Here is a 15,209-nt window from a genome sequence, read left to right on the forward strand (position 1 = left end):
TACTTTTTATCCGGCATTGTCTAGATTTCGGATTGCAATAATTTGCCAACCTACTGTCATTAATAGAAATCTAGCGAGCCGGCAAATTTTTGTTTCTTTTTGTTGTCAAAAAGAAAAAGCCAGTCTGGCTCAGACAATATTGGAACGATTTCCAAAGTTTAGTGACTTATCCAAATGATTAAGAAAGAATTAAGGTCATCAAATCGCTTTAAGATTCCCATTTTCATGGGAATGACGAACACTTAAAATTTTATTCAGCAAATAAGTTACCGAATTAGTAATATAAATCTTTGCTATATTCAAATTACATATAAGAACTATTGCTTATCAATTTTATATAATCTTCCACCATCGGTAACAGCATATAAAGCGTTGTCAGTTCCTTGTGTAATATCTCTAAAGCGCTGACCTTCACCACTCAATAATCTTTCTTCACTAATAATTTTATTATTTTCGATTACTAATCTAACAATGTGAGTTCCGCTTAATGAACCTATAAAAAGATTGTTTTGCCATTCCGGTACACGGTTCCCTTTATAAAAAGTCATTCCGCTTGGAGAAATTACTGGATCCCAGTAATAAGCGGGTTGCTCCAATCCGTTTTGTTGTTGTGTTGCAGAGCCGATTGCTGCGCCACCATATTCGATGCCATAAGTTATGGTTGGCCAGCCATAATTACTGCCAGGCTGAATTCGATTCAGTTCATCACCGCCTCGTGGTCCATGTTCGCTTTGCCATAAATCTCCGGTTGTAGGATGAATAGCCAAACCCTGAGGATTTCGGTGACCCATGCTGTAAAGTTCAGGTAATGCACCAGTGGCTGTAAATGTTGGGTTTCCTGCTGCTGCGGCACCACTAGTTGTAATTCTTACAATTTTACCTAAGGCTGCAGAAACCGATTGAGCGAGTGGTCTTGTCGCTAAATCAGAACGTTCGCCTGTACTTACGAGCAGATTTCCGGTGCGGTCGAATAAAATTCTACCACCATAATGTAAGGTTCCGTTATAAACCGGATTAGCTCTGTAAATAATCGTGGCATTTTCAATTGTACGCTCATTATCTGCAAGCCTCCCTTTTGCTACCGCGGTTTGCGTTCCGCCAGTTGAGTTAAGTGAAAATACCCAATAAACCATTCGGTTTGTGCTAAATTGAGGATCGATACATAAGCCCAATAAACCACCTTGTCCAGAAGCATTTACTGCCGGAACTCCGGTTATTGCAGCACTTAGCGTACCTGTATTGGTTGCAATACGCATGGTTCCACCTTTTTCCGTTATCAATAATCTTCCATCTGGTAGTGGTGTAATTCCCCAGGGTGATGAAAGATTAGTTGCAATTGCTGTACCACTAAAGGCCGTTGTTGTAGCTACTTTTCCAACTCGTGTTTGCCCGCTAAATGCAGGCTTGTAATTTGTATTTGGTGCATTTGTTTCCACACCAGGTCCCGTAGCTGGTTCTGTTCCCGGTTCATCAACACCACCATCATCTACCTTAGAACATGCAGTAAATACCAGTAGCGAAGCTACCATTAGTGAGTAATAAAGTTTTAATTTCATCATGTTTTCAATTTTAGGGTTTAACATAATAGATGGTAATACTTTAACACTCATCAGGTTAAAAGGTTCTATCGATTATATGGAATTTTATTCTCTAGCTTGCTTCATTTCTTAATATTTGCAGAGGTGGTTTATTTAAAATACTTCTGCTACTTAAATAACCGGTAATTACCACTAAAGCTATAACGCTTGTAAATAATATTATTGTTGGCAAGAATGGTGGAATAAAGTTTGAATCAAAACTAAACTTTGCCAGACCCCAACTAGCAGCCAATGCCAAAATTAAACCTGCTGCAGCTGCAAGCAAGCCCAGAAAAAAATATTCAATTACATTAATGGCCAATATCTGCTTTCTGCTGGCGCCCATTGTTCTCAGCAAAATGCTTTCTTTTATCCTTTGATTTTTACTGGTAAGCACAGCTGATACTAAAACTATCCATCCGGTTATCATGCTAAAACCAGCCATAAACTGAATTACAAAACCAATTTTACTTAATATTTCATCTAGTAGTTTTAATACTAAACCTAAATCGATAACTGAAATGTTTGGAAATTTGCGCACTACATTGCCTTGAAATGCAGCAGAAGTTTCACTATTTGGAATCCTGGTCATTAATACATGAAATTGCGGAGCTTGCTCTAAAACGCCGGCAGGAAATACAACCCTGAAATTGGTTTGCAGTCTGGTCCAGTTCACTTCTCTTAAACTGCCAACAACGGTAGGTAACAACATTCCTTGAACATCAAAGGTAATTTTATCGTTCACCTTAACTTTAATGCTGCGGGCGAAGTTCTGATCTAACGAGATATAAATTACATCATTCGGGCTATTAACTTTTGGTATCCATTTTCCATCCACGATTTTTTCAGCAGCCGTTAAGGTATCCTGATAAGTGGCACGAAGTTCATTTCTAAAAGCCCTGTTGTTGGTGCTGTCTTGCCCAGCTTTCTTTCCGTTAATTTCCTCAATGCGCATGGTAATCACCGGAACCTGATTCATCAATGGCAACTTGTAAGATTTGGTTAAATCTGCAACGGCTTGCTTTTGGGAAGTCTGAATATCAAACAAAACCATATTTGGCTGATTGGTTCCCGATGATAATGTAACGCGATTGATTAATATCCCCTGAACGAAATAGAGCGTACAAATGAATGCCGTTGATAGTCCGATAGATACCGTAAGCATTAAGGTTTGGTTATTTGGGCGATATAAGTTTGCAAAACCTTGTCGCCATAAATAGCTTAATGATGAGGGAATTAGCTTTCTAACCAGATACATCAAGACACTTGAAAGTGCCATGAGCAGTAAAAAAGCAATTAAAATCCCAATGGTAAAGGCTAAGGTTTGTAACCAGCTTTTCATTTGTAAATAGGTAAAGCCTGCAACAAAGCCCAACATTAACAAATACACAATTGCTTTTAAATAATCTCTCCTTTTACTTGAGTTGCTTTCAAATGTTGCTCTTATTGCATTTAACGGAGAAATTCTTCTAACCGAAAGGAGCGAGGGTAAAGCAAACAAAACAGATATTACCAAACCAAGTAACAAGCCTTGTCCAATAGCAGACCATGAAATTTGCATCGTAATTTCTACCGGGAGAAAATCTTTCAGCACAATTGGTAACAAAAATTGTATCAATGTGCCCAATAACGAACCAATTGCAGCTGCAATAATTCCGATGAACGAAACCTGCATAAGGTAAATATAGAAAGCATCCCAAGCTTTTAAGCCCATACAACGAAGCGTGGCAATTGCAGAAAGTTTTTCTTGAATGTAAACGTGGATAGCGCTTCCGACACCAACACAACCTAGCAATAAAGCAATAAAACCCGTTAGTGCTAAAAAGCGATTCAAATCTCTGAACGAGCGCCCGGTTTGTTCTTTCCTTTCAGCAACGGTATCAATGTCTAAGCCTTCTTTTTCGGCTTTAGATTCAAGATTTTTAACAACCTCGTTAAGTTTATCATCACTATTAAACTTATAATAAAACTTATAATTTATTCTGCTTCCGGTTTTTACCAACCCGGTTTTATCGAGATATTTTAAAGGAATATATACAATTGGCGCAACGCTTGCTGCAATTCCGGTTTGCCCGGGTGCTTTATCTAAAGTTCCGGCAATTTTAAATTTTAACTCGCCGACAATAATCGAATCTCCCGTTTTTGCACCAAACTGAAGCATTAGCGTTTTATCAACCAAAGCATCACGGCCTTTAAAAAAACTTTTTGCAGCGCTTAATGGTGTGGTTTCTATTGTTCCATAAAATGGATAATTACCTTGCAGGGCTTTCATTTGCACCAATCGGCTTCCTCCACCTTTTAAAAAATAAACCATCGAGGCAAATGTACTTTCAGTTGCCCTATCATCGCCCATGGTTTTTAGTTTGGCTTCCGTTTGCTTGTTTATTGCCTTACGACTCTCAATAATTAAATCGGCACCGGTTAGTTCTTTCGCCTGCCGGTCTAAATCGCTTTGCAGATTATCCTTAAAAGAATAAACAGCTACAAGTGCGGCAATTCCTAAAACGATAGAGGAGATAAAAAGGAGTAGGCGTGAACGGTTTTTGCGGCTGTCTCGCCAAGCCATTTTGAAAATCCAGGATAGCGGAACGGTTTGTTTTATTTGATTATGCATAACTCGGATTTTCGTCAGCGATGATTAATCCACCTTTCATTTTTATAACTCTGCTTGTTCTCGATGCCAAATCCAAATCATGCGTTACAATAACCAGTGTTGTACCCGCATCTGTATTTAAATCGAATAGCAGTTTTATAATTTTTTCACTTGTTTCGGCATCAAGATTTCCAGTTGGTTCATCAGCAAATAAAATGGCTGGTTTGTTGGAAAATGCCCTTGCCAAAGAAACCCTTTGTTGTTCGCCACCAGAGAGTTGTATTGGATAATGATGCGCTCTTTCTGCCAATCCAACTTTGTCTAAAAGTTCTATAGCTTGGGGTTTAATATTTTTTATGCCCCTTAATTCTAAAGGTACCATCACATTTTCTAGAGCGGTTAGCGTAGGCAGTAACTGGAAATTCTGAAAAATGAAACCTACATGTTGGTTACGTAATGAAGCCCGTTCATCTTCAGATAATTTATCTAGTAAAACTCCGGCAAGTTCAACATTACCTTCAGTAGCTCGGTCTAAACCCGCACAAAGACCTAATAGCGTAGTTTTTCCACTTCCTGACGGACCTGTTATGGCAACAGTAGAGCCCGTTTCTATGCTCAGGTTAATGTTATGTAAAACCGTAAGATCGTGACCTGCACTCTGATAAATTTTGCTTACATTTCGGATGTTCAGAATATTTTCCAATGGCTGAATAATTAAATATGAGGACAGCTACATAGCAAACTTAGTATGCATTTAGCTGTTAAAGATATTGTTTTTTGATAATTAGAGATTGAAATTATAGATATGTTACGAAAACGTATAATGAGTTTAATTGTTTTTGCCGGAATGTTTACAGCCTGCTCAAACAATAAAAGTTCAGAAGAGATTGTTGATAAAGATTCCGTTAAAAATGGCGCAATCGAAGTGGAATCGCCAATAAAAACAATCTTGTTTTTTGGTACAAGTTTAACCGCCGGATTAGGATTAGATCCTACTGAAGCTTATCCTGCAATAATTCAGCAAAAGATTGATGCAGAGAAATTGCCTTATAAAGTAATTAACGCTGGATTAAGCGGTGAAACTTCTGCTGCAGGCAAAAGCCGTATCGATTGGCTATTGAAGCAAAAAATTGATGTTTTTGTATTGGAACTTGGTTCTAATGATGGTTTGCGTGGTTTGCCAGTTGCAGAAACTGCCAAAAATTTGCAAAGTATTATTGATAAGGTTAAAGCTAAATATCCCGAAGTGAAGATTGTTATTGCAGGTATGCAAATGCCGCCAAGCATGGGTGCCAAGTATACAGGCGACTTTAAAAATATATTTCCAGAGGTTGCAAGAAAAAATAATGCTACGTTAATTCCATTTCTTTTAGATAAGGTGGGTGGTGTGGCAAAACTTAATCAGGCAGATGGAATTCATCCAACGGCAGAAGGCGATAAAATTTTGGCAGATAATGTTTGGGTGGTTTTAAAACCTTTGCTTTAAACTAACAGATTGCAGTTTTTTTGCAAAATAAGATTATTTAATTTTTATCGTTAAATATTTTTGAATGAACAGTTAATGTTATAAATTGGCGTACGCTCGGAAATTTTAACATTTTACATGACTCCCGTTACAGAACACATCCGCCCGATCCCCGAGAATGAAGTTAGCAGGCTTGCAGATTTAGCCGAATTCGACCCTGATTATACAGATCTTCAAAACGATTTTGAACATTTAACTGCACTGGCGGCCAAAATTGCCGGCACTGATATTTCTTTAGTGAATCTCATAGATTCTTTTACACAATGGTCTATTTCTCATTATGGAATCGATTTAGAACAGATGCCAAGAGAAGAATCGATTTGCCAGTACACTATTATGGAAAGCGGGCACTTCGAAGTAAATGATTTATCATTGGATGACAGATTAAAAAATTTCTTCTACGTTGGAAATCCATTAAACTTAAAGTATTATTTTGGTGTACCACTAACCACACCTAATGGTCATAATATTGGCGCATTATGTGTATTGGATACTAAAACCAATAGGCTTACTGAGGATAAAATAGAATTACTTAAACTCATTGCAAATGAAGTTGTTGATAAGCTAATTAATTTGAAAATTCTCCATAGGGTAAAGGCTGAACTGGATGAATACAAAAGCGATCAGCGTAAAACGGCTCATGATATAAGAGGGCCACTATCTGGCATTACGGGTATAATTGATATTATTCGTAAAAAGATGGATAAAGCAAAACCTGAAGACATTCTTGATTATATTGAAATGATAGATAAGACAACGAAGGCTGTTTTATCCTTGTCAGAAGAAATTTTAAGCAGGAAAAAATTTCCAAAAGATGATGATTTTGACCTGACCATATTTAAAGATAAGTTGGAGAAGTTATACCTTCCACAGGCAAAGGCTAAAAACATTTTCTTTAAGGTTGCAATTGGAAATATGAACACCAAGGTTTTATTCGCCAAGAGTAAACTTTTGCAAATTTCTGGTAACCTGATATCCAATGCAATTAAATTTAGTTCCGATTATGGAACGGTTACGGTTAAGCTCGGGCTGGAAATAAAGGATAAATCGAAAACTTTAAAGATGAACGTTTCTGACAATGGAAATGGTTTAAGCGAAACTGCGGTAGAAAAAATACTAGCTGGAAATCTAGAAACAACCAAAGGAACAAAAGGAGAGCGTGGTTACGGTTTAGGTTTGCCAATGGTTGTAGAAAATATCAGAAGTTTAAATGGCGATATACAAATAGAATCTCAGGAAGGATGGGGTACAAACTTTGAAGTAACCATACCGCTTACGTAAAAATTAAATAAGATGATTAATTATCAGAACACCTAACAATCCAAGTATGGAAACAATGGTTTCCATCATGGTCCAGGTTTTAAAGGTTTGTTTTAAGCTTAGGTTGAAATATTCCTTAAACATCCAAAATCCGGTATCGTTTACATGAGAAAACATTAAACTGCCTGCACCAACGGCTAAAACCATTAACTCTGGTGATGCACCAATACCTATTAACGGTAAAACTATGCCAGATGCGGTAAGTGCGGCAACGGTAGCAGAACCCAATGTAACCCTTAAGGTAGCAGTTATTAACCATGCCAGAAATAAGGGTGATAAATTCAGGCCCATGGTAAGCAATTTAACAGTTTCACCCACGCCACTATCTACCAGGATTTGTTTAAAGGCACCGCCTGCTGCAATAATTAGAATAATCATGGCAATACTTTTAACGCCCTCAACGCAAGATTCCATTGCCTTCGCAACCGGATTAGTTTGAACTAAAACCGTTATTAAAACGGCAATAAGTAAAGCGGATGTTGGATCTGATAAAAAGATGAATATTGGTTTTAATAAATATGGTTGTGTTATGGCCGTTCCAATTGTGCCGGCAATAATTAGGAATACAGGCAATAAAGCTGTAAAAAAACTTTTTCCTCCGGATGGTAAATTTTCATCTTCCGAAATAGTAAACTGCGTCGAATCACTATCTGAAGGTCGTTTAATAATCATTCTCGGGAAATAAACACCGGCAATTATTGCAATGGGTAGACTTAATATTAAACCATATATCAAGGTTTTGCCAACATCAGCCTTAAAAATTGCGGCTAATGATACAGGACCCGGATGAGGTGGTAAAAAACCGTGAGTAACAGAAAGTGCAGCTGCCATCGGTATACCGATGTAAAGCTTGGGTAACCCTGTTGCGCTTGCAATCGCAAAAACCAATGGAATCAATACAACAAAGCCAGCGTTGTAAAATAGTGGAATGCCGACCAATAAGCCCGTAATTAAAACCGCCCATTGAATATTTTTCTGTCCGAAGGCTTTAATTAAGATAAAAACGATTTTACGGGCAGCACCACTATCTTCAATTAATTTACCCATCATGGCACCCAAGGCCAATACCATCACCATTCCTCCCAGGGTACTTCCTACGCCATTGCTAATAGCGCTCATTACTTTAGTGGCAGGCATACCTAAAAATAAACCGGTCAAAATAGCTACTAATAAAAGCGCTATCATTGGGTTTAACTTTTTAATTATCAATATAAAAAGGAGCACTATGCCTAAAAAGACAATGAGTAATGACATGGTTAGAGGTTTAAGGTTGATTAATTTCCTGCATGCATTCTTTTAAATTAAGATATGCTTTTTTGTAAATGGTAAATCTTTGTTTATAGAAAATATGGTTTGCAGGATTGGGATTAATCATATCAAATGTTTTCTTCTTGCTTGGATAATAATCTACAATTCCAGTAGTTTTAGCAGCAAGGTAGGCAGCACCTACTGCTGATGCATCTTCTTCAGTGATAAGCAAAATTTCTTTTCCGGTAACATCAGCTAAAATCTGCATCCAAGTTTGAGAATGAACAAATCCACCGCTTGCATGAATTTTTTGAATGTTGGCGCCGTTTGCTTCCATTTCGGTTAATACATCGTTTAAAGAAAAACAAATGCCTTCAATTACAGCTCTTGCCATATGTTTTTGGTGATGCTGATTCGACAATCCTATAAAAACACCGGAAGCTTTACTATTCCAGATTGGTGCTCTTTCGCCTGTTAAGTACGGGAGGAAAATTAATCCATTACTGCCAATATCTGTTTTCTCCATCTCTTCAAACAAATGGATATAATCTGCTTCATTAAGCTCGTTTTTGCCAAATACATTCTTCATTAGCCATTGTAAGGCTAAACCTCCATTATTAATAGGTCCACCGCAAATAAATGTTTCTCTATCCAAAATGTAATTGAATGTCATGGCCTTTTTATTTACGATTGGCTTAGTACTCGCAACACGTAAAGCACCAGATGTACCAATTGTTAATGCTGCCGAACCTTCAAAAATTGCTTCGCTTCCTAAATTTGCCAAACAACCATCACTTGCGCCAATTACAAAACTTAGATTTTCACTTTTGAGCAAATGCTGATGTATTTGAGTTATTTTCGAACTGCTATACGATGTTGAAACAGGTTCAGATAGATTAGCGGTGCTGATATTGCAAAGTTCTAAAGCTTTATTATTCCACTTGAGTGTATCAATGTCAAATAACCCTGTGCATGAAGCAATAGAATAATCAACTACATATTCGCCAAATAGTTTAAACCAGATGTACTCTTTAATAGAGATAAATTTATCAGTTTGAGCAAATAATGCAGGCGCATTTTCCTTTAGCCAAATAATTTTGCACAATGGCGACATTGGGTGTATAGGTGTTCCCGTTTCAGCGTATAGTTTTAAACCAATCTCACTACTTAACAATCTCTCGGCAATGGTAGCGCTGCGATTATCTGCCCAGGTAAGCATTGGCGCTAATGGTAAACCTTCCGCATTAACTAAAATTAAGCTATGCATTGCACTACTTAAACCTATTGTAATTGGTTCAGCGCCTAGTTCAGTTTTTAAATCAGCAATACATTTTAAAAATGCTTGCCAAATAACTTCAGGATCCTGCTCACTATATCCAGGTTTAGAAGAATGGGTAGGATAATGGTGCTGACTCGTACTTATGGGTTCATAATTTAAGTTAAGTGCCACAGCCTTTGTGCTGCCAGTACCGATATCGATTCCTATAATGTATTTCATGCAAAACTTTAATGTATGCTTATCAGCTTAATTTAGGAGTTGCTTAGTTTGAGTAGATTGCCTAACATTCAATGTCGCTTGAATCCTAAAGATACCATATTCTGTCGGCTTTGTTTCCGGATTTAATCTTTTAAGCAGCTGCTTAACAATTTTTTCACCTAAAAGTTGAATCGGTTGTTCAATTGCTGTGATTGATGGTTTAATAAATTCAAGCAATTCAAAATCATCGAACGAAATTACCGCACGAGAACTAATTAGTTGCTCTTGCCCAATTCGGGATAATTTTAATCCATCCATTGTTAAATAGTTGGTCGAAAAAATAACCGAGTCCAAATCGGGGTTTTGCTCCAGAAACACTTTAATGCTTTCTGTGGCGTCTTCAGAATTGGTATATTTTATTTTTAAAACATTTTGTTGCTTGCCGGCATGCTCCATTGCGGCACTATAACCATTCAAACGATCTATCATTTGTTGTTGTTGTGTATCAATGGTTACAAATGCAATATTACTAAAGCCTTTATCCAACAAGTGTTGACCTGCATTTTGGGTTGCCAAGTAATTATCGGTAAGGATATAGTCGGCCTTTAAATCAGGTAAATACCTGTCAAATAACACAACAGGGGTTTTACCATTTACCAACTCACCAATTTCCTCTTCTAATCCCTCTGCCGTTGCAATAATGTAACCATCAACATGCCTTTCCTTAAACAGGCTCAAAATTTCATTAATCCTTTTTTTATCATTTCCGGTACTGCTAAATATGATTTTGTAACCATCTGCAGAAGCCTTCTGGTCTATTACGCTGGCAAGACCAGAAAAAAATGGTTTTGAAATATCATCAACTAAAAAACCTATAATTTTGGTTTTGCCGGTTCTTAAACTGCGGGCGATGGAGTTTGGTTGATAGCCTAATTCGGCGACTACGCTTAATACTTTTTCAGTTATGCTGGCGCTGATGTGTTTTTCTTTTGCTCTACCATTTAAAACAAATGATACGGTGGTTGTTGATGTACCCACACGGTTTGCGATATCTTTAATCGATATTTTTTCGTGCATTGATTTATTTATGCTTAATAAGTTATTATTAGCCAGAATATTAATAAGGCTTAAAACAAATATATAATTAATAATTGCCCATTAGCATCAAATTGTATTTAAGCTTGCACAAATCATGAAAAATAGAGATTTTCTCACTAAAGATTATGGCTTATCGAGGTTTGCATCGCTTTGTGCTTTATCCACCGAAAGTATTCCATTACCCTCAATCAGAAAACAAACAAGCGCTATCAAAACAATTAGTGAAAGCCAAAACTCACTATAAGGTTTAAATATGCCATGCGATAAATTGACGAAAAATGTTGCACCCACGAGTATTGGCAAATTAAGGAGGCAAAAGGTACGTGTGTATGTGCCCAATGTTATCGCCAGGCCACCTATAATGTGCATTAAGATAATTAAGTGTGCGAATAAACTGATGGAAACCGCTGCGCCTAAGTGTGCACCTCGCATTAAAGCATTAAATGCATCAAGATTAATCCAGAAAGCCACACCTTTCCAAATTAATACTATGCCTAAAATAATTCTAAAAACATCAATCCATGCAGGATGGTGACTATCGCCCCATTTCTGAATTTTTTTTATTGCGCTCATAATAAATAACTTGGTTAGTTTAATTTACGAAAAAAGCATTAATATCTACTAAAAAATATAATATTATTAACTGGCATTTGATAGCTGCAAGGATTTAGTTCTAATTCTACTTAAAGTTTCTAATCGCATACCCAAATAGCTAGCCAAATAGCGTAATGGAATCCGGTTGGTATTTGAATATGTATTTTCGAATTTAAGATACCTGCCCATTGCAGAAGGTACTCTGGCAAGAATTGCACGTTCAGCGGCAGCGTGATATTGCAATTCAAGCAATTTTCTGCTTATCAGATTCGTTTCGGGGAAGTGAGCCAGGAAATCGATATTTTGATAGGGGATAGAAATTAGTTCACTATCTTCCAGTGCCTGAACGTATTCATATGATGGTTTTGAATGTTGATTTGGGTTACGGATAGCCGCGATGAGTTCATTGTCGATGCCGAACCAAGTACTGATGTCTTTTTGATCTTCCTTTACAAAGCCTCTAACCAAACCTTTAACCAAAAAATAAATGGAGTTGTTATTTTCCATTGGGGAAAGAATGAACTTATTCTTCTTAACGTGCATATACCTGCAGGTTTTCAAATGATAGTTTATAAAGCCTTCGGATAGGGGATGAAACTGCTCAAAGAAATTTAAAAGCGGTTGTATAAATAAAGGATTTTCTGAATCTTTTATCATATAAGTTCGGGAATAATTTAGAGATGTATGCTAATGCGGGAGAAATCCATTGAGGTAATTTTTCCCATTATCAAAGGTATCCTCAATTATTCCAAAGCAACTAGAATTATAGCTCCTTAAGCCCTAACGATTCAACGGTTAGATGAATTTATATTCTTAAAAATTATTCTTAAGGTTTACTGATTGAAATAACTGCTTGGTAAAGAGCCTTTTTCTTTTTTAAAGGCGTTGTAGAAAGTAGCCAGGTTCTTAAAGCCCGATTCTTGCGCAATCGCTTCTATAGTCATCCTCGAACCCTTCACAGGATAGACCTTTAGAAAACATTCTACCCGATAAGCATTAATCCAATCCCTGAAATTCTTTCCAAACTCCTTATTTATAACGTAAGAACAATGATGAATGGGGATATTTAGTTTAGTAGCCAAATCAATAATTTGCAAATCTGATTTTAAATACAACTGCTCCTCTTCCATTTCTTTTTTAATAAGTAAGTTGTAGTATAATAGCTGCTCATCTGAAAGCAGGTTTCTTTTTTTACTTACCGCAATCTGTTTTTGAACGGATTCTTCTTCAACCAAAACTATTGGCTCAGGTGATACGGCTTGTACAAGATATGATTTTCCCTCCCACGTAGTAGCAACCAATAAGTAACCGTAAAAAAGTTTAGGTCTGTGAAGTGCGTAAGATAAAATCAATAATAGTGCAACGCAGTTAAAAATAATGAACGAAGTATGATTTAAAGGGATATTTAATGAAAGATAAATAATTGGCGCTAACCCTATAATTTGGAATAATGTAGCTACACCCAGAATAAATAATACCCAATCTCTCCCTAAATCTTCTTGCTTGTAGGTTTTAATAATGCCAGATTTTAACACAGACCGCCAGCAAAGAAATAAATAAAACAGCATTAATGCGGTTCTACCCAAACTATGAATATAACCTGGAAATAGCCCGTTTCTCGCCTTCAAAGTTAAATATCCGTTTTTTGCAAGCTGCTCTGAAATAAGTGACCAATCGAGCTGTGGCATTCCCGGCCACGGAATTACGTGTATGATTGCCAAAAGTGCCGGCAAAAAATGAAGCCACTGTATTTTTGAAATACCTTTTCTATCAGTTAAAACACCAATAACATATAAGTAAAAACAAGCTGGTGCTGCAAAATGAAATGGAGTAAGTATTTGAAAGATAATAGATAATACTTGCTCATGACCAGTGGTAATGGCTATAGAATTTAAAATCTGGCCAAATCGGGTAAAGAAGACAATAGAGAGCAGGATGTTATTGGTCCGGTTACCTTTTTTAGCAAAAAAAAGATGTACCGAAAAAAGTAGAAGAAAAAAACAAGTAATACTAACTAAGAAATTTAGGGAATACATAGCGTTGGCTCTAATATAGCGCTTTGTTGTAAATTTAGTAATGCATTATGTTAATTTTTTGTACTATTTTAAAAATGATTCATTAACCAAGAGGCTATATACGGCTGGGCGATAGGGAATATCAGCATTTCTGATTAGACAACTCAAGTTTTAGATTGATGGCGCAATCAACATCCATAGGCTAAACTGAAAGATTGGGCCTTTCTGGCAATTTCTTGCTCTTAATGAAATCAAGCTGTTGCTTTTTGCCCCATAAGCTAAAGCCTGGAAATAAATGGGTGTTATTTTACTTAATAATAAATTATTAATCGAGTTACCATATAATTATAGGTTTCCATCAATTAGCGTCCACCCCTGGATTGGTACCTAAATGTTTGTCAAAAATGGAAGACACGCGTTTCTCGTTAATGCTTTTCTAATTCGTTCAGTATAATGTAAGAGGATAGTGTATTGACCAAGTGCTCCTGATTTTGCCCATGCCGCATACTGGCGGTCAATAGCTTCACTGCTGAGGAATTCCGTCCGCTGTGTCTTGTAATTAAAAATGTAAATTCTCTGTGGTCCATTCCTGTATCTCCTTTTGTGAAAAAAGTTTCCAGTTCACAACGGAACGATGAATCTTCGTTCGTATTTACCAGTGCGGTAAGTTCATATTTGGCAGATACCTCAACTATGCCGTAGTCAGGAAAGTCAACACAAACGCTTATCTCTTTTCTCATTACTTAAATTTGTTTAGCAAGCGTAGTTATATAAATGATCCGCTAATTGTTGGTAATCACTAAGGGAAATGATTGCTTTATAATTTATTTAGGGAGGATTTTTTTTAGATTGCCCGAGCCATCGAATTTTAAACTATCAATGCACAATTCACGCAGAACATATTCCTGATTCTGAGGTACAATCCGGTGGTATAATATATAATCCTGTCCTTTAAAATTGAACACTGTATGGTGACCAGGGCCAATTGTTCTAGTTGATGGAATGGTTTGTAGTATTGGTGAATTTACGCCGGTAGTGAATGGGCCGAAAGGGCTTTCACCCACAGCATACCCAATTTTATAGGTTTCATCTATCGCCTTTCCGGCAGAATACATCAAAAAATATCGGTTGTCTTTTTTTATCATATGCGGCGCTTCAAAGTAATTAGGTGGAGTAATTTCCTGCGGAAGCCCATCAAAACTGTGCATATCGGCTTTTAGTTTAACGGCCATGCACTTTCCGTTAATCCAGTTAAATCCTGAACCCCAATATAAATATGCTTTTCCGTCGCTATCAATAAAGCAATCAGAATCAATGTTATGGACAGTCTTGAAATCTGTTGCCCGGATTAAAGGCGTATTATCAGCTTTTAGGTTTTGCCATGGCCCGAGCGGGTTGCTGCTGACACCGGCCCAGATTTCACTTCCGGCAGAAACATACATGTAAAATTTACCATCAATCCCTTTTACCACTGATGGTGCCCATACTTTTGAATCATTTGAACTTGAGCTTGTACATAATGCTTTGGTTGGCCAATTCAGCTTATGGCGCTTGAAACTATTGAAATCCTCGGTTTCGAATACCGCCAGTTCATCTCCGCCCCAAGGGTCGATAGTAGCATATATAAAATAATGTCCCTTGTTTTGCACAACCGTCGGATCTGCAAAGTAACCTTTGATAATTGGTTTTTTTAAGCCCTGTGAAAACACTTGCAGACTCAACAGGCTTATGAGCAAACTCAATTGGAAAATCTTCTTCATAA

13 protein-coding genes are annotated in these 15,209 nt (G+C 37.0%); 2 read left to right on the plus strand and 11 right to left on the minus strand.

What is annotated here, in order from left to right:
• Positions 1 to 317: 317 nt before the first annotated feature.
• The 3 genes from QWY86_RS04580 to QWY86_RS04590 are packed head-to-tail and all read right to left on the minus strand — an operon-like array spanning position 318 to position 4,873.
• Positions 318 to 1,610, minus strand: a complete 1,293-nt coding sequence (locus QWY86_RS04580; protein WP_290239251.1) for a PQQ-dependent sugar dehydrogenase — start codon at positions 1,608 to 1,610, stop codon at positions 318 to 320.
• 40 nt (positions 1,611 to 1,650) lie between these two features.
• Entirely contained in the window at positions 1,651 to 4,191 is a 2,541-nt protein-coding gene (locus QWY86_RS04585) for an ABC transporter permease (protein ID WP_290239253.1), read from the minus strand.
• Positions 4,184 to 4,873, minus strand: coding sequence for an ABC transporter ATP-binding protein (locus QWY86_RS04590; protein WP_290239254.1), 690 nt, complete (start codon positions 4,871 to 4,873; stop codon positions 4,184 to 4,186). Before QWY86_RS04590 ends, QWY86_RS04585 begins: the two co-directional genes overlap by 8 nt.
• 120 nt (positions 4,874 to 4,993) lie before the next feature.
• On the opposite strand from QWY86_RS04590, the gene QWY86_RS04595 reads away from it, so the two are divergent.
• Positions 4,994 to 5,656, plus strand: coding sequence for an arylesterase (locus QWY86_RS04595; protein WP_290239256.1), 663 nt, complete (start codon positions 4,994 to 4,996; stop codon positions 5,654 to 5,656).
• Between the two features lie 117 nt (positions 5,657 to 5,773).
• On the plus strand, positions 5,774 to 6,976 hold the full coding sequence (locus tag QWY86_RS04600; RefSeq protein WP_290239257.1) for a GAF domain-containing sensor histidine kinase: 1,203 nt from the start codon (positions 5,774 to 5,776) through the stop codon (positions 6,974 to 6,976).
• 3 nt (positions 6,977 to 6,979) lie between these two features.
• Here the strand turns inward: QWY86_RS04600 and QWY86_RS04605 are convergent, their stop codons facing one another.
• The 8 genes from QWY86_RS04605 to QWY86_RS04640 all read right to left on the minus strand — a co-directional run bounded on the left by QWY86_RS04605 (position 6,980) and on the right by QWY86_RS04640 (position 15,207).
• Entirely contained in the window at positions 6,980 to 8,269 is a 1,290-nt protein-coding gene (locus QWY86_RS04605) for a gluconate:H+ symporter (RefSeq protein WP_290239260.1), read from the minus strand.
• 10 nt (positions 8,270 to 8,279) lie between these two features.
• Positions 8,280 to 9,761, minus strand: a complete 1,482-nt coding sequence (locus QWY86_RS04610) for a gluconokinase (protein ID WP_290239261.1) — start codon at positions 9,759 to 9,761, stop codon at positions 8,280 to 8,282.
• 27 nt (positions 9,762 to 9,788) lie between these two features.
• Positions 9,789 to 10,817, minus strand: coding sequence for a LacI family DNA-binding transcriptional regulator (locus QWY86_RS04615; RefSeq protein WP_290239263.1), 1,029 nt, complete (start codon positions 10,815 to 10,817; stop codon positions 9,789 to 9,791).
• Positions 10,818 to 10,961: 144 nt separating this feature from the next.
• Positions 10,962 to 11,411 (minus strand): DoxX family protein, encoded by a 450-nt coding sequence (locus tag QWY86_RS04620; RefSeq protein WP_290239265.1) that lies wholly within the window; start codon positions 11,409 to 11,411, stop codon positions 10,962 to 10,964.
• Between the two features lie 66 nt (positions 11,412 to 11,477).
• Positions 11,478 to 12,089, minus strand: a complete 612-nt coding sequence (locus QWY86_RS04625; RefSeq protein WP_290239267.1) for a Crp/Fnr family transcriptional regulator — start codon at positions 12,087 to 12,089, stop codon at positions 11,478 to 11,480.
• Positions 12,090 to 12,265: 176 nt separating this feature from the next.
• The gene (locus tag QWY86_RS04630; RefSeq protein ID WP_290239269.1) at positions 12,266 to 13,468 is read right to left on the minus strand and encodes a helix-turn-helix domain-containing protein; all 1,203 of its coding nucleotides are present in this window, start codon (positions 13,466 to 13,468) and stop codon (positions 12,266 to 12,268) included.
• A gap of 404 nt (positions 13,469 to 13,872) precedes the next feature.
• Positions 13,873 to 14,187: a hypothetical protein gene (locus QWY86_RS04635; RefSeq protein ID WP_290239271.1), complete on the minus strand. Its 315-nt coding sequence runs from the start codon at positions 14,185 to 14,187 to the stop codon at positions 13,873 to 13,875.
• A gap of 84 nt (positions 14,188 to 14,271) precedes the next feature.
• A complete protein-coding gene (locus QWY86_RS04640) occupies positions 14,272 to 15,207 on the minus strand; it encodes a family 43 glycosylhydrolase (protein WP_290239272.1) in 936 nt (311 codons plus the stop codon).
• Positions 15,208 to 15,209 lie beyond the last annotated feature (2 nt).

The organism is Pedobacter aquatilis, from assembly GCF_030409415.1.
Classification (GTDB): Bacteria; Bacteroidota; Bacteroidia; order Sphingobacteriales; family Sphingobacteriaceae; genus Pedobacter; species Pedobacter aquatilis.